Genomic DNA, 16,158 nt, shown 5'->3' with positions numbered 1-16,158 from the left:
ATCGATCGTATGGCGGATACCCCCGACGCCCTATTCCGGACGCTGGCCGACCCGACCCGGCGGGCCATCTTCGAACGGCTCTGCCGCGACGGCGAACAGACCGTCGGCGCCCTGACCGGCGCCGCAGGGGTGTCGCAGCCGGCGGTCTCCAAGCACCTCGGCGTGCTCAAACAGGCGGGGCTGGTCCGCGACCGGCCGGAGGGCCGGCGCATCCACTACAGCGCCCGCCCCGGCGCCCTGGTCCCTCTGATCGACTGGACCCGGCGGATGGAAGGTTTCTGGGAAGCCCGACTCGACGGTCTCGAGGACCTTCTGAAGAGGATGGACCAATGAACGACGCCCCGCCTGCATCCCGCTCCGTCGTCGTCGAGCGCGACTTCCCCTGGCCCCCGGAAAAGCTCTGGCGCGCCCTCACCCAGCCGCACCTGATCGAGGCGTGGCTGATGAAGAACGATTTCGCCCCCGTCGTGGGGCACCGCTTCAACCTGCGCGGCGACTGGGGCGGGGTGCTGGATTGCGAGGTCCGCCTGGTCGAGCCGGAGCGGCGCCTGTCCTACACCTGGGACTTCACCCACGAGGATCCCGCCTTCGACCTCAGAAGCGTGGTGACCTTCACCCTCGAACCGACGGCGGCGGGGACCCGGTTGCAGGTCGAGCAGGTCGGCTTCCGTCCGCAGCAGAAGCAGGCCTTCGGCGGCGCCCGCGCCGGTTGGGCCCGGTTCCTCGACAAGCTGGACGAGGTTCTCTCGACCGAAGATTGATGGCTGCAGAAAGGAGGCCGACGTGGCTCTCGGCAAACGGATTCGATGGTTTCACCGCTGGGTATCGGCGATCTTCGTCGCCTGCGTCATCGCGGCGACGGCGGCCGCCGCGACCGGCCAGGATACGGGAAGCCCCGTCTTCTACGCGCCGCTGGCGCCGCTCCTCGTGCTGACGCTCACCGGGCTGTACCTGTTCGTGCGTCCCTGGCTCGGCGCCCGCGTCCCGGGCCGGGAGTGACGGCATGTCCGGCGGTCCCCGTGAAAAACCCGTCCTCCTCTCCGGCGGCAATCCGCAGATCGCCAAGGGCTACGGCGACGCCCCGGTGCAGGCGTGGATCGCGGCCGCGCCCGGCTGGAAGGGCGAGGTCTGGCGCCGCCTCGACAGGCTCATCGAGGACGCCGTTCCGGGGGTGCGCAAGGCGGTCAAGTGGAACTCGCCGCTCTATGGGGCGGAGGAGGGGACCTGGTTCCTCGGCGTCCACGTCTACGCGCGCTATCTGAAGGTGAGCTTCTTCCGCGGCGCCGGACTGGAGCCGCCGCCGCCGGTCGGCTCGAAACAGAAGCACGTCCGCTACCTCCACATCCACGAGGACGAAGCCTTCGACGAAGCGCAGTTCGTCGACTGGGTGCGGCAGGCCAGCCGCCTCCCCGGCGAGAAGATGTGAGCCCGAACCCGACGGAGATCATGACCATGTCCGACGCCGCGGAAGAGGAATCACCGGCCCGCCTCATCGACGCCAGGATCGCCGCCCTGGGCGACTGGCGCGGCGCCGCGCTCGCCCGCGTCCGCGCCCTCATCCACGAGGCCGATCCGGCGGTCATCGAGACGGTCAAGTGGCGCGGCGTTCCGGTGTGGGAGCACGCCGGCATCCTGTGCACCGGCGAGACCTACAAGGCGGCGGTGAAGCTGACCTTCGCCCGCGGCGCCGCCCTGCCGGATCCGGCCGGCCTGTTCAACGCCAGTCTCGAGGGCAACGACCGTCGGGCCATCGACATCCGCGAGGGCGAGACGCTCGACGCCCCCGCCTTCCGCGCCCTCATCCGCGCGGCGGTCGAGCTGAACCTGTCGAAAGGCACGCCGAAGACGCGCCGCAGGTCAGTCTGAGCGGGAAGGAAAATGGCGCACCCGAAGAGATTCGAACTCCTGACCCCCAGATTCGTAGTCTGGTGCTCTATCCAGCTGAGCTACGGGTGCGCACGGCCGCGAACGGCGAGGGCGGGTCTCTAGCGCACGGGGGGAGAGGGGGCAAGTCCCGAACGGCGGGTTTTGCGCGACGTTCTCGCGGCGAGGCGGGCGGGGCTTCCGCTCGGCGGCCCGCCGCGCCAAGGTGCGCCGCTTTTCCCCCGATCGCCTCGCCGAGGATCCCGATGACCCCAGCGCCCTTCCGCCGCCTCCGCACCCTCACGGCCGCCGTGCTGGCATGCGGACTAGCGCTGGCGGGCTGCGCGAGCGGCGCGCCGGTCGGCCCCGGATCGCGGACGCACGCGGCGCCCGCCCCGCCGCCGGCCCGCGGCCCCTTCGTCGCCGCGGCCAATCCGCTGGCCGTCGAGGCGGGGATGCGGGTGCTGCGCGAGGGCGGCTCGGCGGTCGACGCCGCCGTGGCGGTGCAGGCGGTGCTCGGCCTGGTCGAGCCGCAGTCCTCCGGCCTCGGCGGCGGCGCCTTCATGATGCTCTACGACGCCTCGACCGGCGAGGTGACCAGCTACGACGGACGCGAGACCGCCCCCGCCGCGGCCACGCCCGAGCTGTTCTACGAGAACGGCCGCCCGCTGCCCTTCCCGGAGGCCGTGCTCAGCGGCCGCTCGACCGGCGCCCCGGGCGCGGTGGCCATGCTGGCCATGGCCCAGGCCGAGCATGGCCGGCTGGCGTGGTCCGCCCTGTTCGCCGACGCCGAACGCCTGGCCCGCGACGGCTTCGTGGTCAGCCCGCGGCTGGCCGGATTCATCGCGGCGACGCGCGGCCAGGCCCGCACCCGCTGGGCGGACGCGTACTTCACCAGGGCGGACGGCGACCGCTACGTCGCCGGCGACGTGCTGCGCAATCCGGCCTACGCCGACACCGTGGCCGAGATCGCCGCCGGCGGACCGGAGGCCTTCTACCGGGGCCGCATCGCCGACGAGATCGTCGCCACCGTCGGCGCCGGGCCGCGCCCCGGCGCCCTGACCCACGCCGACCTCGCCGCCTACCGCCCGATCGAGCGGGGCGCCCTGTGCCGGCCGTACCGCATCTGGGTGATCTGCGTGCCGCCGCCGCCGTCCTCCGGCGTCGCCGTGCTGCAGCTGCTGCTGATGGCCGAGCACAGCCCGACCCTCCTCGAGGGACCCGACAGCGCCGACGCCTGGACCGCCTTCGCCCAGCTGCAGCGGCTGATGTACGCCGACCGCGACCGTTACGTCGGCGACCCCGGCTTCGTCCGCGTGCCGGTCCAGGGCCTGCTCGACCCCGACTATGTCGCCGGCCGCGCGGCGCTGGCCCCCACCCTGACCGGCGCCGCCGAGCCGGGCGCGCCGCCGGGCGGGGTCTTCGCCGGCCCCGACGCCACGCGTGAGCCGTCCGGCACCTCGCACTTCGTGATCGTCGACGCCGGGGGGAACGCCGTCAGCATGACCACCACGGTGGAGAGCGTGTTCGGCTCCGGGCGCATGGCCGCCGGCTTCTTCCTCAATAACCAGCTGACCGACTTCTCCTTCAGCCCGACCCGCCCCGACGGGGCCCCGGCCGCCAACGCCGTGGCGCCCGGCAAGCGGCCGCGCTCGTCGATGTCGCCGGTGCTGATCCTCGATCGCGACGGTCGCTTTCTCGGCGCGCTCGGTTCGCCGGGCGGGACCTCGATCCTCGCCTACAACGCCCGGGCGCTGATCGCCGTACTCGACTGGGGGCTGCCGATGCAGGCCGCCTTCGACCTGCCCAACCTGGTCGCCCGCGGCGACGGCTTCGGGGCCGACACCGAGCGCTTCAGCCCGGACCTGCGCGCGGCGCTGGCGGCCAACGGCATCGAACTGGAGCCCAACGACAGCGAAACGTCCGGCCTTCACGGCGGCCTCTGGCGCCAGGGCCGCGACGGCGCCTGGGGCTGGGACGGCGGCGCGGACGACCGGCGGGAAGGGACAGTCAGGTTCTAGGTTCTAGTTTCTAGGTTCTAGTGGGGCTCTCGCGCCTAGCCCCTAGCCCCTAGCCCCTAGAACCTGGAACCTCATCCCTACTCGGGCTTGATCGACAGCTGGAACGCCACCAGCCCTTCCGACACGTCGGTGTCGACGCCGTGGCCGGCGCGCAGGCCCTCGGTCTCGATCTCGCGATAGACCAAGCCGAACGAGCTGTGGATCGGGCCGCGGCGCATGGCCACGCCCAGCGAGGCGTCGCCAAGGAAGGCGCCGGAGTCGTGGCTGACGCCCGAGCGGGCGAAATCGCCGTCGCGGGTGCGGGCGAAGTTGTAGCCCACCGCCCGGCCCGAGCCCGCCGCGTACAGGTACCAGCGCGGACGGTCGCCGAAGGCGTCGGCCCCGTCGGGCACCAGCCGGTCGAGGTCCGGTCCGATGCGCAGGGTGGCCCCGGCCTCGGCGGCCCGACCACGGCTGCCCACCCCGACGCCGACATGCGGCGTCAGGGTCACGTCCAGCCCCGACTCGGTGCGCGCCAGCGTCTCGGTCCAGCCGCGGGTGTAGGTCAGGTCGTAGTGCTCGGCCTCGACGGCGGCGCGGTCCAGCGGGCCGGGGGGCAGGGGCGAACCGTCGGCGCGGCGCAACCGGCCTTCGGTGCGCAGGCTCAGCCGGTCGCTGAAGCCCTGGCTCTCGAAGCGCACGGCCCTCCTGGATACGGCCCAGGGCGACCCGGCTTCATCGGCACGCCCGTAATCGCCGCGATCCCAGGCGTAGGCGGGTTCGCGCCCGTCGATGTCGGCGAAAGCGTCGTCGTGACTGAGGCGGGTGAGAAGGCCCGAGACCGTCGTCGGCCGTTCGGGCGTCGTCCACGGGTCGGGCAGGGCGACCTGACGGGCGGCGGCTCCGCCGGCGACCACGGGGGTCGCGGCGACCGCGCTGACCAGGATTCCGGCGACGAACGCCACTGCACGCATCAACGGTCCCCTCAGTCCGTTAACGGATTCGACCCTGCACCATCGGGGCCGTCCCGCCAACTGACATTTTCATGCCACAGAACTGCCTCGACGAACGGCAGCGCTGTGGGTGGGTTCCATACGGCGTCGCTTGGCCGCCGGGCGTCAGCCGGTCACTGGCAGGCCAGGCACTCGTCGTAGTCGGTGCGGGCCACGGCGAAGAGGTCGGGCTGGTTCGGATCCACCTCGGGCTCGCCGGACTTGTCCTCGCCGCCGGCGAAGGCGGCGCGCTGCACCGACTTTGAGCGCAGGTAGTAGAGCGACTTCACGCCCCGCTCCCAGGCCGACCAGTGCAGCATGTGCAGGTCCCACTTGTCGACGTCGCCCGGGATGAACAGGTTGATCGACTGGGCCTGGCAGATCTCGGGCGCGCGGTCGGCCGACAGCTCCACCACCCAGCGCTGGTCCAGCTCGAAGGCGGTCTTGAACACGGCCTTCTCCTCGTCGGACAGCTGCTCGAGGTGCTGCACCGACCCTTCGTGCTCGAGGATCGAGCTCCACACCGCCTCGGTGTCGATGCCCTTCTCGCCCAGGATCTTCTCCAGGTACGGGTTCTTCACGGCGAACGAGCCCGACAGGGTCTTGTGGGTGTAGATGTTGGCCGGGATCGGCTCGATGCCGGCGCTGGTGCCGCCGCAGATGATCGAGATCGAGGCGGTCGGCGCGATCGCCAGCTTGTGGCTGAAGCGCTCCATCACGCCGCGCTCGGCGGCGTCCTCGCAGGGGCCCTTCTCCTCGGCCAGCAGGCGGCTGGCCTTGTCGGCCTCGCGGCGCAGGTGCTTGAACAGCCGCATGTTCCACGACTTGGCCATGGCGCTCTCGAAGGCCACGCCCTGCTGTTGCAGGAAGGAGTGGAAACCCATCAGGCCCAGACCCACCGAACGCTCGCGCTTTGCCGAATAGACCGCCGCGGCCATGGCCGGCGGCGCGCGGCGGATGAAGTCCTCCAGCACGTTGTCGAGGAAGCGCATCAGGTCCTCGACGAAGCGCGGCTCCTCGCGCCACTCCAGGAACTTCTCGGCGTTGACCGACGACAGGCAGCAGACCGCGGTGCGGTCCACGCCCAGGTGGTCCCGGCCGGTGTGCAGCATGATCTCGGCGCACAGGTTCGACTGCTTCACCGACAGGCCCAGCTCGCGCTGGTGCGGGGCCATCTGCCGGTTCACAGTGTCCGAGAAGATCAGGTAGGGCTCGCCCGTCTGCAGGCGGATCTCGAGGATCTTCTGCCACAGGGTGCGGGCGTCGACCGTCTTCATGACCTCGCCGGTCTTGGGCGACTTCAGTTCGAACGGCTTGCCGTCGCGCACCGCCTCCATGAAGGCGTCGCTGATCGAGATGCCGTGGTGCAGGTTCAGGGACTTGCGGTTGAAGTCGCCCGAGGGTTTGCGGATCTCGAGGAATTCCTCGATCTCCGGGTGGTGGACGTCGAGATAGACCGCCGCCGAGCCGCGCCGCAGCGAGCCCTGCGAGATGGCCAGGGTCAGCGAGTCCATCACCCGGATGAACGGGATGATGCCCGAGGTCTGGCCGGCGCCCTTGACCTTCTCGCCGATCGAGCGGACGCCGCCCCAGTAGGTGCCGATGCCGCCGCCGTTCGAGGCCAGGGCCACGTTCTCGTTCCAGACGTTCTGGATGCCGTCCAGGCTGTCGCCCACGGCGTTGAGGAAGCAGCTGATCGGCAGACCGCGGTCGGCGCCGCCGTTGGACAGCACCGGCGTGGCCGGCATGAACCACAGCTTGGACATGTAGTCGTAGACGCGCTGGGCGTGCTCGGCGTCATCCGAGAAGGCCGTCGCCACCCGGGCGAACATGTCCTGGTAGGACTCGCCCTTCAGCAGGTAGCGATCCTCCAGCGTCTTCTTGCCGAAGTCGGTCAGCAGCGCGTCGCGCGAGCGGTCGATCTGGATCGAGGGCACGAGCGAAAGATGGGGTCGCTGACCCGCCTCGGCCGCCTCGATCCCCTGGAATTCCACCGTCTTCAACGCTTCGCCGCCGGCCATCGGATATCGCCCTGAACAAAATCGAGAAAAGGACTGCCTGCGCCGCCGACCACAGCATCTAGTGGCCGTAGCGCTCCCCAAGCCCACATATGGGGCGCAGATGGCTAACCAACCGTCAACGGGCTTGACGATCACTTTCTGGGCGAATCGCGATCAAGGCGGGGGATGAGCCTGTGGACGGCCCACGACGAGGGCATGACGCCGGCCCGGAATTATTCATCACGAACGCGTGAGTGGAACGTCCCACAAGCGGGACCGTTTGCCTCGCCATGAACCGCGCCGCCGCCCTCGATCTCCTGCGCCGGACCCTGCGTCTGGCGCGCGCCGAAATCGCCGCCCTCGCCGCCCTCACGATCATTGCGCTGGGCGTGATGACCTTCATCGAGATCGCCGACGACATGACCGAGGCGGACGGCCGCGCCATCGACGAGGCGGTGCTGCTGTGGCTGCAGCCGGTCCCCGGCGAGCCGCGCGGCCCGTGGTGGCTGCACGAGGCCGCCGCCGACCTGACCTCGCTCGGCGGCATCTCCGTCCTGGCCCTGTTCGCCCTCATCGCCTTCGCCTTCCTGCTGATCCAGGGCAAGCGCCTGTCGGCGGCGCTGCTCGCCCTCGGACTGGCCGGCGGGGTCGGTCTCAGCGAGGGGCTGAAGGCCCTGTTCGAACGCGAGCGTCCGCCCGCCGCCTACCAGGCGGTGGAGACCCTGAACGCCAGCTTCCCCTCCGGCCACGCCCTGCTCGCGACCGTCTTCTACCTCAGCCTCGGGGTGATGCTGATCCGCGTCCTGCCGCGCCGTCGGCTCAAGGCCTTCGCGCTTGGGGCGGCCATGCTGATCGCCGCCCTGGTCGGCCTCACCCGCATCTATCTCGGCGCCCACTGGACCTCGGACGTCGTCGCCGGCTGGTGCGCCGGCGCGGCCTGGGCCATGGCCCTGTGGCTGGTCGCCTGGGCGGCGCAGCGATGGCAGGCCCGCCACGCCGGCGGCTTGCACGACGCCCCGCCCGCCGCTACAGACCCCGCCGTCATCGGGGAGTAGCCGCCCGCGCCTGTCAGCGGGGTTCGCGTCAACACACTTTCCCTCGCCCGGAGGGAATGGCGCGATCGGACCTTCGGGTCCTGGCAAGACCGCTGGCTTCGCAGGGCGCTTCCACGCGGGGGTCCGGCTGCGAACGCCACAGGTCCGTCCGCCGAGGCCCCCGCGCACGAAGAAGTCTTGGACGCCTTCCTGATCTCGACCGGCCTCGTCTCCATCGCGGAGATCGGGGACAAGACCATGTTGCTGGCCATCGTGCTGGCCGCCGCCTGGCGCCGGCCGCTGCCGATCCTGCTCGGCATCCTCGCCGCGACCCTGGGCAATCACCTGTTCGCCGCCGCCGCCGGCGCCGTGCTCTCGCACTGGATGCACGGTCCCTGGGTGCGCTGGGTGGTCGGCTTCGCCTTCCTCGGCTTCGCGGCCTGGGCCCTCATCCCCGACCGCTTCGACGAGCGCCCCGACACCACCGAGAAGACCTTCTCCGGCGTGTTCTGGACCACCGCCGCCGCCTTCTTCGTCATCGAGATGGGCGACAAGACCCAGGTCGCCACGGCCATGCTCGCCGCCCAGTTCCAGTCCGTCGTCGCCGTCGTAGCCGGCTCGACCCTGGGCATGATGCTGGTCAACGGCCCCGCCGTCTTCCTCGGCGAGGCGGCCGCGCGCCGCCTGCCGCTGCGCTGGATCCGCGTCGCCGCCGCGCTCGGTTTCGCCGCCACGGGGGTGTGGGTTCTGGCGACCGGCTGATATAGACCGGCTCCTCCCCCGGACCTTCCGAGCCCTCCATGTCGCATCTGCTCCGCCTCGTTGCGGTCGCCATCCTCGTCGTCTCCCTGACCCTGATGATCGGCCCCTTCGGAAACGTCGAGGCGGCCAGCGGCGTCTGGGACAAGGGCGCCCACTTCGTGGTGTTCGGGCTGATCCTGTGGAGCCTGGGGGTGCTGTTCCGGCGGCTGCCGCGGACCGTCGCCGCCCTTCTGGCGCTGGCCCTCGGGGGTGCGGTCGAGGTGGTCCAGGGGCTGGTCGGCCGCGACGCCAGCTGGGGCGACCTGCTCGCCGACGCCCTCGGCATCGCCGTCGCCCTGCTGCTCTGGGCCGTATGGCGCGGCTTCCGCCCGCGCGCGGCGTTTCAGACCTCGAACACCCGGTAGGGCGTCTCGCCCAGGGTCCGCAGCACCGGCAGGGCGACGTTGTAGACCGGCGTGCCCTTGTTGGTCCGCCCCTCGGCCGCCCCGCGATGGGCGTGGCCGTGCACCACCAGGCTGATGTTGTCGTAGCGGTCCACCGTCTCGCCCAGCCGCGACGAGCCGAGGAAGGCGTGGATCTCCGGCGGCTCGCCCATCACCGTGTCGACCACCGGCGAATAGTGCAGCACCACCACCGACCGCTCGGTGCGCAGCATGCGGATCGAGTTCTCGATCACATTGGCGTCGTCGACCGCCTCCTGCACGAAGCGCTTGATCGAGTCCTCGCCGAACGAGCTCAGCATGTAGCGGCCGAAGCCGCCCACGAACCCCTTGCCCCCGGCGAAGCCGACGCCGTCGATCTCGTAGGACTGGCCGTCGAGGATCTTCACCCCGGCGTCGCACAGCATGTCCTTGACCTTCTCGGGCTGGCCGCACTCGTGCTCGTGGTTGCCCAGCACCCCGACCATGGGGATGCGGCAGTGGCGCAGGTCCTCGAGCAGGATTTCGACCTCGCGGGTCTTGCCGAAGTTCGTCAGGTCGCCGCACAGGCACAGCACGTCGGCGTCCTCGTGCACCCGGTCGAACAGGTCCCGGTGCGGCGCGTCGTGGCGCTCGCCGACATGCAGGTCGCCGACCGCCGCCACCCGCAGCTTCTTCGACGGGCCCGGCTCCAGCCCCGGCTGCGGCGTCTGCGGATCGGGGTGGTCAGTCATCCAGGCTCCTTCCGGCGCTCAGGCGGCGCACCCGTCATCCCCGCGCAAGCAGGGACGCGCGCCGCGCGACAGCGCCTCTCAGTCAATCGGTTCATGGCGTTCCTCGAGCCCCTTGCCGACCACGTCGCCGAAGCCCCATTCGGTGATGTCGGCGATGTAGTCGCGTGGACTGAACAACCGTCCGCGGCACACCCTGATCCGGGGGGCGGGCAGGTCGACCTGGGCCTGCAGCCGCTCGGTCAGCTCGGCGATCAGCCAGCGCGGCGTCTTGTCGCGCTCGGTGGGGTAGGCGAAGCGGAAGTTCAGCAGGTGCGCCAGCAGCACCTCCCAGTACAGGTCCATCTGGTCCAGCAGGCTCTTCCAGTCGATGGCGTCGGCCTGCTTCAGGATGACGTGGTTCACGTCCGCCCCGTCGTAGCGGTAGCGGTCCTGGATGAAGACCTTGGACAGGATCAGCGCGGTGGGCGGGGTGATCCCCACGCGGTGGCCGTAGACCTCGATGACGTCGTCGCCGAACCAGCTGTCGTTGACCGCGATCGTCCCGTTCGACATGGCGAAGATCACATCGAAGAAGTGCTTGTCGTCCTTCCACACCTTGGCGATCCAGCGCTCGTCCTCGACGTCCGTCCGGAAGCCGCGGGCCTGGAAGTAGGCGAGGATGCGCGGGTAGTCCCCCGGCTTGCAGAAGACGTCCAGGTCCTTGGTCGGCCGCCGGATGCCGGTATAGGCCGTCACCGCATAGGTCCCCGAGAGCAGGAAGGGGATGCCGCTCTCCTTCAGCAGACCCAGAGCCTCCTCGTAGAAGGCGACCGCCTCCGGAGGCGGGCTGAAGCTGGGGTCGGGAACGGTGTCTGACATCGGAATTCGCACTCTCCGCGACGCGGGAGGCGGCGCGGTCGGGGAAACGGCCCCGCTCCCGCGCCGGTTCCTCGCCCGACAGCGGCGCCGGCGCAGCGCTCCATTTTGTTTACGGATTTCGCGCTAGGGGTGTCGCGTCGGGTATGAGCCGGGAGGAATCCGGTTGAGGGGTCGTTGGCGTTTGTTCAGGCATGAGGCGGGCCGCGTCGCGGGGCCGCCCGCGTGGGCCTACGTCGTCCTGTTCGCCGTCTCCCAGTTGCTCGGTCACTGGAGCGTCGCCACCTACGGCGCCGTCGTCGTCTGGCTGTCCAACGGCATCATGGCCGCGGCCCTGCTGCAGCTTCACCGGCGTCCGGCGATGCTGGTGCTGGCCGCCTGCTTCGGCATCAACCTGCTCAGCAACAGCGTTCGGGGCGATCCGGGAGCCTTCCTCTGGATCAACCCGCTGCTCAATCTCGGCGAAGCCTCCCTCGCGGCCCTGCTGGCCCGTCGCTACTGCGGGGCGGCGCTCGACATGCGCCGGCCGCGCCGCCTTGTCCGCTTCGCCGGTTGCGCCGCCAGCGCCGTGGCGGTCACCAGCCTCGTCGGCATGGGGCTGCTGTGGCTGCTGCGGGAGCCGCCGGCGGCGGTGTGGTTCTTCCAGCTGCAGAAATTCTTCGTCATGGAGCTGATGGGGCTGCTGCTGGTCACGCCCATCCTCCTGCTGCTCGCCCGCCGTCATCGCTTCGCGGGGCTCGGCCGCGCCCGGTGGCCCGAGGCGACCACCCTGATGGCCCTGATGGTTTTCGTCACCACCTGGGTCTTCTGGCAGACCGACTCTCCGCTGCTCTTCCTCACGCTCATGCCCATGCTGCTGATCGGCCTGCGGCTGTCGCCCACCATGACAGCGGCGGCCCTCATCGTGCTGGCGGCGCTGAGCGGCGTGGCGACCCTGACCGGGCAGGGCCCGGTGCATCTGGTGCGGCTCGACGAGGCGCCGGGTCTGGAGTCGATCCCGCCGATCTTCCGCCAGCTGGGCGTCTACAATCTCTACATCCTGACCATGGTGGCGACCGTGCTGCCGCTCAGCACGGTGATGACCGAGCGCCGGCGGCTCGAGGCGCGGCTGCGCGCCCGCACCGCCGCGGCGCACGAGGCCCGCCGCCGGGCCGAGGACGCCGCCGCCGCCCGCTCGCGCTTCCTGGCCATGATGAGCCACGAGATGCGCACGCCCCTCAACGGCGTGGCCGGATTCGCCGACCTGCTCGCCGGCCGCCCGGGACTTGACCCGGAAGCCGTGCGTCACGCCCGCCAGATCCGCCAGTCCTCGGACGCCCTGCTGAAGCTGGTGGAAGACATCCTCGATTTCGCCCGTGGCGACGACGCCGTCGCCCCGGAGCCGGTGGATCTCGCCGCGGTCGCGCGCGACGCCGCCGCTCACGGTCAGGACGCGGCCGACGCGCGGGGCGTGCTGCTCGTGGTCGACAACCGCCTGCCGCCGCGCGCCCGCTACATGGCCGATCCGCGCGCCCTGCGTCAGGCCATCCACCCGCTGGTCGCCAACGCCCTCAAATTCACCGCCGAAGGCGAGATACGGATCCGCCTCGACCGGGCCGCCGACGGCGTGACCGTCCAGGTGTCGGACACCGGCTGCGGCATCCACCCCGACCTCCAGCCGCGTCTGTTCGAGGCCTTCGCCCAGGGCGACGCCTCGATCAGCCGGGTCCATTCCGGCGTGGGCCTCGGCCTCGCCCTGGCGGCCCGCCACGTTCGCCGCCTCGGCGGCCGCATCGAGGTGGACAGCCGTCCCGGCGAGGGCTCCACCTTCACCCTTCACCTGCCGCTGCCGCGCGCCGCCGACGCGCCCGAGCCGACGCCGGTCGCCGGGCCGGCGCCGGCCGCGGAAGCCGTCTGCGCCGCTTCCCCGCCAGCGCCTGCGCCAGTGGCTGCGCCGGCGGCGGACTCGCCGGAGCGGGAGGACGCGGAGGACCGGGCGCCGCGCGTGCTCGTCGTCGACGACCACCCGGTCAACCGCGAGGTCGCCCGCATCATGCTCGAGGCCCTGGGCTGCGAGGTGGCCGAGGTCGCCGACGGGGTCGAGGCCGTGGACGCCGTGCGCGACCTCCCGTTCGACCTCGTGCTTATGGACGTCCGCATGCCGCGCATGGACGGCCTCGAGGCGACCCGCCAGATCCGGCTGTTGCCCGGGGAACCCGGGGACCTGGCCATCGTGGCCATGACCGCCGACGCCATGCCCGAGGACGTCGAGCGCTGCCTCGCCGCCGGCATGAACGCCCACCTCGCCAAGCCGATCAACCAGGCCGGCCTCTTCGCCGTGGTCACCCGCGCCCTCGCCGGCGACCTCCCGACCGCCCGCCTGCCCGTGGCGGCCTAGGGCCTGGGGATCGGGGTGAGGTCGCCGTCGGGCGGATCCTACCGATAGATCTGATCTCCGACGCCCAGCCGCAGCACCCGACCGTCCTGGATCGAACAGGTCACGGCCGGACGCGCCGCTGTCGCTGACCATCTGAGCTCGCATTCGGTGGTGTCGGCGATCCAGTCGGCTTCATCGGGCGCTCCCAGGGCGACATCATGCCGGAAAGCGAACGCCTGGCAGGTCTGCGCCGGGGTAGCGGTTGCGGCGCAGGCGGCGAGACCGGCCGTGGCGACGGCGATCAGGGACAGACCCGGCGTTTTCATTTCGGCGTTTCCTTGGGCTGGCGGAACACTCACGCGGCCGCCGCGCCACCGCAACGGCCGGATCAGGACACGCCGGGCGCACCAGGCCCATCTACCCCGGAAACCGCTCCGCCCAGAACGCCTCCAGCTCCGGCAGCGCATCCACACGCTCCACCACCGCATGCATCCGCGGCGCGACCTCCGCGAAGCGCTTGCGCCGCGGCGTCCACCGGCTGGCCACGGCGACATAGAGGTCCAGCACCGTCAGTTCCTCTCCCAGCAGGAATCGGTCTGGCGTGATCTGGCTCTCCATCGCGGCCCAGCAGTCGGCGATGCGCCCGGCCGTCCGTTCCTTGATCCGCGCCTGCGCCGCGGGATCGTCGCCGCCCAGCCGCGCCGGGTCGTCCCTCACCCAGAACATCGAGTAGATCGAGGCGGGCACGAAGGTCATCCAGCGCATGAACTGCCCGCGCCGCGGGTCGCCCGGCTCCGGCGCCAGGGCCGCCTCCGGATGCTGCTCGGCCAGCCAGATCAGGATGGCGGCGCTCTCTGTCAGGGTCTCGCCCTCCGGCGTCACCAGCACGGGAATCTGCCGCATCGGATTGACCGGCGCGACCTTGTCGCGCTCGGCCTCGTCCTGCCAGGTCACGGCCTCGACCACCTCGAAGGGCGCGCCGATCAGGGTCAGCGCCGCCTCCACCGGGACCGAGCCCGAACCGGCGGCGCCATAGACGGTGTAGGTCATGGGGGTCCTCCTCGTTCAGCCCGAGCATGGCCCGGATGCGCCGCCGGCGCGTCCCTGAAAACGTTACGCGCGGGACAAGGCCTGTTTGTCGCTTGAGCGCCGGGCGACATTAACTCTCGGCCCGGCTCTTCGGAAAAAGTGCCGCCTTCTCTGATCTCTACGCAATCAGATTCGTGAATCTCCGGCGCCCGCCGGGAAGGGGTGACAATGGCGCATGAGAGTTCCCCCCGACGCTCCCACCCCACCCGACCTTCCCGAGACCGCCGAGTTCTGGCGCCGGATCCACGACGACTTCGTCGCCGGCATGCCCGCTGCGCTGGTCGCCCGTCGCTACGGCGTCTCCGAGCGCACCGTTCGCCGCAAGGCCGCCGAGGGCGGGTGGCGGCGCTGCGACCACACCGTCGCGACCGAGCCGCCGTCGCGGCGTCGCGGCTATCTCGATATCCAGGCCGCCGCCGCCCGTTTCCCCGAGTTCGCGGAGGTCCAGGAGGCGAACGCCGTCGACGCCGCGCTTCTTCTGTTCACGCCGGACCAGCGTTACCTGCGCCAGTTCGCCTTCAAGCGCGCTGCGGAGTGCGCGGCCATGGACCGGGCCTCCGAGGCGGTGGTCTGGATGCGTCTGGTCCAGCAGCTCGACCGGTCTGGCGCCCGCATCGAGGACGAAGCGATCGACGCCAGCGAGGCGGACATGCTCCGCGTCGCCCTCCTTCGCCGGATGTCGGACGACACCCGTATGAAGATCGCGGCCGCCGAAGAGGCCGCCCGCAACGGCGACGGCGCGAGCGAGGGCCGGGCCGGGGCGGAGGGGGAGGCGTCGTGACCTCGACCCGTGTCACGTTTGGCAGGTTTGGCGCCCCGAAACCGTGCCACGGCCCCGCCCGGCTTATCCCCGGCTCATCCCCAGAAACAAGGCGCTCGACCACCACATCTAGCGGTCGCGAAAAATGTGATCGCAATATAGCCGCATTCCGGCTTGGCGCCGGGCCGGTCCGGCCGCATGGTGGGCGTCGCTCCTTTCGCCTTCCAGTCCGAGTCGTCCGATGAACGCGCACGTCCAGATCACGCCCTCCAGGCCCGGTCTCCTGACCCCGTCGGCGGCCTACAAGCCGTTCCGCTACCCGTGGGCCTTCGACATGTGGAAGAAGCAGCAGCAGGTCCACTGGCTGCCGGAAGAGGTGCCGCTGGGCGAGGACTGCAAGGACTGGGCGGCCAATCTGACCGACGCCGAGCGCAACCTGCTGACCCAGATTTTCCGCTTCTTCACCCAGGCCGACATCGAGGTCCAGGACAACTACATGGAGCGCTACGGTCGGGTGTTCAAACCGACCGAGGTCAAGATGATGCTGGCGAGCTTCGCCAACATGGAGACCGTCCACATCGCGGCCTACGCCCTGCTGCTCGAGACCATCGGCATGCCCGAGAGCGAGTTCGGGGCCTTCATGGAATACGAGGCCATGCGCGACAAGCATGACTTCATGGGCCGCTTCGGGGTCGACACCGACGCCGACATCGCCCGCACCCTGGCCATGTTCGGCGGCTTCTCCGAAGGCCTTCAGCTGTTCGCCTCGTTCGCGATGCTGATGAACTTCCCGCGCCAGAACAAGATGAAGGGCATGGGCCAGATCGTGTCGTGGTCGGTGCGCGACGAGAGCCTGCACTGCGAGGGCATCATCAAGCTCTACCATGCCTTCAACAAGGAGACCGGCGCGGTGACGAAGGCCGTCGCCGACGACATCGTCGACTGCTGCAAGACCGTGGTCGACATGGAGGACAAGTTCATCGACCTGGCCTTCGAGATGGGGCCGGTGAACGGCATGACCCCGGACGACATCAAGGCCTACATCCGCTTCATCGCCGACTGGCGCCTGCGCCAGCTGCAGCTGCCCGAAGTCTACGGCGTCAAGGACAACCCGCTGCCCTGGCTGCAGGCCCTGCTGTCCGGCGTCGAGCACGCCAACTTCTTCGAGGCCCGCGCCACCGAATACTCCAAGGCCGCCACCAGGGGCGCCTGGCACGGCCCGGAAGGCGTCTGGGGCAGCTTCGACGCGATGATGAAGCGCCGCAAGGAAGAGGCTGTCGCCGAGGGCTGAGGC

The 16,158-nt window shown here is 70.6% G+C and carries 18 protein-coding genes, 1 tRNA gene and 1 riboswitch; of the genes, 12 read left to right on the top strand and 7 right to left on the bottom strand.

The features are described 5' to 3' along the window. Positions 1 to 9 precede the first annotated feature (9 nt). The 5 genes from BM333_RS00765 to BM333_RS00745 are packed head-to-tail and all read left to right on the top strand — an operon-like array spanning position 10 to position 1,866. The gene (locus BM333_RS00765; protein WP_092306285.1) at positions 10 to 333 is read left to right on the top strand and encodes an ArsR/SmtB family transcription factor; all 324 of its coding nucleotides are present in this window, start codon (positions 10 to 12) and stop codon (positions 331 to 333) included. Beyond that, positions 330 to 761 carry an SRPBCC family protein gene (locus BM333_RS00760; protein WP_092306283.1) on the top strand — a complete coding sequence of 144 codons (432 nt, stop codon included), beginning with the start codon at positions 330 to 332 and terminating at the stop codon, positions 759 to 761. Before BM333_RS00765 ends, BM333_RS00760 begins: the two co-directional genes overlap by 4 nt. A 22-nt stretch (positions 762 to 783) precedes the next feature. Beyond that, on the top strand, positions 784 to 999 hold the full coding sequence (locus BM333_RS00755; protein WP_092306281.1) for a hypothetical protein: 216 nt from the start codon (positions 784 to 786) through the stop codon (positions 997 to 999). 4 nt (positions 1,000 to 1,003) lie between these two features. Beyond that, complete coding sequence (locus BM333_RS00750) at positions 1,004 to 1,426, top strand: DUF1801 domain-containing protein (protein WP_092306279.1); 423 nt, start codon at positions 1,004 to 1,006, stop codon at positions 1,424 to 1,426. Between the two features lie 20 nt (positions 1,427 to 1,446). Continuing rightward, the gene (locus BM333_RS00745; protein WP_092307535.1) at positions 1,447 to 1,866 is read left to right on the top strand and encodes a DUF1801 domain-containing protein; all 420 of its coding nucleotides are present in this window, start codon (positions 1,447 to 1,449) and stop codon (positions 1,864 to 1,866) included. A gap of 13 nt (positions 1,867 to 1,879) precedes the next feature. Here BM333_RS00745 and BM333_RS00740 read toward each other — a convergent pair. Further along, positions 1,880 to 1,956: transfer RNA gene (locus tag BM333_RS00740), tRNA-Arg, on the bottom strand. 173 nt (positions 1,957 to 2,129) lie between these two features. Between BM333_RS00740 and BM333_RS00735 the strand changes: the two genes are divergently transcribed. Then, positions 2,130 to 3,884 (top strand): gamma-glutamyltransferase family protein, encoded by a 1,755-nt coding sequence (locus tag BM333_RS00735; RefSeq protein WP_092306277.1) that lies wholly within the window; start codon positions 2,130 to 2,132, stop codon positions 3,882 to 3,884. A 77-nt stretch (positions 3,885 to 3,961) separates the two neighbouring features. On the opposite strand, the gene BM333_RS00730 is transcribed toward BM333_RS00735, so the two are convergent. Both BM333_RS00730 and BM333_RS00725 read right to left on the bottom strand, forming a co-directional pair. Then, positions 3,962 to 4,837 carry a lipid A-modifier LpxR family protein gene (locus tag BM333_RS00730; protein ID WP_092306275.1) on the bottom strand — a complete coding sequence of 292 codons (876 nt, stop codon included), beginning with the start codon at positions 4,835 to 4,837 and terminating at the stop codon, positions 3,962 to 3,964. Positions 4,838 to 4,989: 152 nt separating this feature from the next. After that, entirely contained in the window at positions 4,990 to 6,876 is a 1,887-nt protein-coding gene (locus BM333_RS00725; RefSeq protein ID WP_092306273.1) for a ribonucleoside-diphosphate reductase subunit alpha, read from the bottom strand. 269 nt (positions 6,877 to 7,145) lie between these two features. On the opposite strand from BM333_RS00725, the gene BM333_RS00720 reads away from it, so the two are divergent. From BM333_RS00720 to BM333_RS00710, 3 genes are all read left to right on the top strand, one after another. Then, a complete protein-coding gene (locus tag BM333_RS00720; protein ID WP_092306271.1) occupies positions 7,146 to 7,910 on the top strand; it encodes a phosphatase PAP2 family protein in 765 nt (254 codons plus the stop codon). Then, positions 7,890 to 7,992: riboswitch (yybP-ykoY riboswitch) on the top strand. (Overlaps the previous gene by 21 nt.) Positions 7,993 to 8,087: 95 nt before the next feature. Further along, entirely contained in the window at positions 8,088 to 8,651 is a 564-nt protein-coding gene (locus BM333_RS00715; RefSeq protein WP_092306269.1) for a TMEM165/GDT1 family protein, read from the top strand. Positions 8,652 to 8,689: 38 nt separating this feature from the next. Continuing rightward, positions 8,690 to 9,055, top strand: coding sequence for a VanZ family protein (locus BM333_RS00710; protein ID WP_092306267.1), 366 nt, complete (start codon positions 8,690 to 8,692; stop codon positions 9,053 to 9,055). Here BM333_RS00710 and BM333_RS00705 read toward each other — a convergent pair. Together BM333_RS00705 and BM333_RS00700 are read right to left on the bottom strand one after the other, a co-directional pair. Further along, on the bottom strand, positions 9,034 to 9,804 hold the full coding sequence (locus tag BM333_RS00705) for a metallophosphoesterase family protein (protein WP_092306265.1): 771 nt from the start codon (positions 9,802 to 9,804) through the stop codon (positions 9,034 to 9,036). The two genes, BM333_RS00710 and BM333_RS00705, sit on opposite strands and share 22 nt — an antisense overlap. A 78-nt stretch (positions 9,805 to 9,882) precedes the next feature. Then, positions 9,883 to 10,662, bottom strand: a complete 780-nt coding sequence (locus BM333_RS00700; RefSeq protein ID WP_092306263.1) for a nucleotidyltransferase family protein — start codon at positions 10,660 to 10,662, stop codon at positions 9,883 to 9,885. 181 nt (positions 10,663 to 10,843) lie between these two features. Here BM333_RS00700 and BM333_RS00695 point away from each other — a divergent pair, with 181 nt between their 5' ends. Next, positions 10,844 to 13,036 carry an ATP-binding protein gene (locus BM333_RS00695; protein ID WP_218151400.1) on the top strand — a complete coding sequence of 731 codons (2,193 nt, stop codon included), beginning with the start codon at positions 10,844 to 10,846 and terminating at the stop codon, positions 13,034 to 13,036. 38 nt (positions 13,037 to 13,074) lie between these two features. Here the strand turns inward: BM333_RS00695 and BM333_RS00690 are convergent, their stop codons facing one another. Both BM333_RS00690 and BM333_RS00685 read right to left on the bottom strand, forming a co-directional pair. Then, positions 13,075 to 13,341 (bottom strand): hypothetical protein, encoded by a 267-nt coding sequence (locus BM333_RS00690; protein ID WP_092306259.1) that lies wholly within the window; start codon positions 13,339 to 13,341, stop codon positions 13,075 to 13,077. Between the two features lie 91 nt (positions 13,342 to 13,432). Further along, positions 13,433 to 14,065 carry a glutathione S-transferase family protein gene (locus tag BM333_RS00685; protein WP_092306257.1) on the bottom strand — a complete coding sequence of 211 codons (633 nt, stop codon included), beginning with the start codon at positions 14,063 to 14,065 and terminating at the stop codon, positions 13,433 to 13,435. A gap of 214 nt (positions 14,066 to 14,279) precedes the next feature. On the opposite strand from BM333_RS00685, the gene BM333_RS00680 reads away from it, so the two are divergent. Both BM333_RS00680 and BM333_RS00675 read left to right on the top strand, forming a co-directional pair. Beyond that, a complete protein-coding gene (locus tag BM333_RS00680) occupies positions 14,280 to 14,885 on the top strand; it encodes a hypothetical protein (RefSeq protein WP_092306255.1) in 606 nt (201 codons plus the stop codon). Between the two features lie 220 nt (positions 14,886 to 15,105). Continuing rightward, entirely contained in the window at positions 15,106 to 16,155 is a 1,050-nt protein-coding gene (locus tag BM333_RS00675) for a ribonucleotide-diphosphate reductase subunit beta (RefSeq protein WP_092306253.1), read from the top strand. Positions 16,156 to 16,158: the final 3 nt, after the last annotated feature.

Source organism: Brevundimonas viscosa (assembly GCF_900116065.1).
GTDB classification, from domain to species: domain Bacteria; phylum Pseudomonadota; class Alphaproteobacteria; order Caulobacterales; family Caulobacteraceae; genus Brevundimonas; species Brevundimonas viscosa.
Note: the sequence above shows the minus strand (reverse complement) of the source record. Positions and strands in the feature narration are given on the sequence as shown.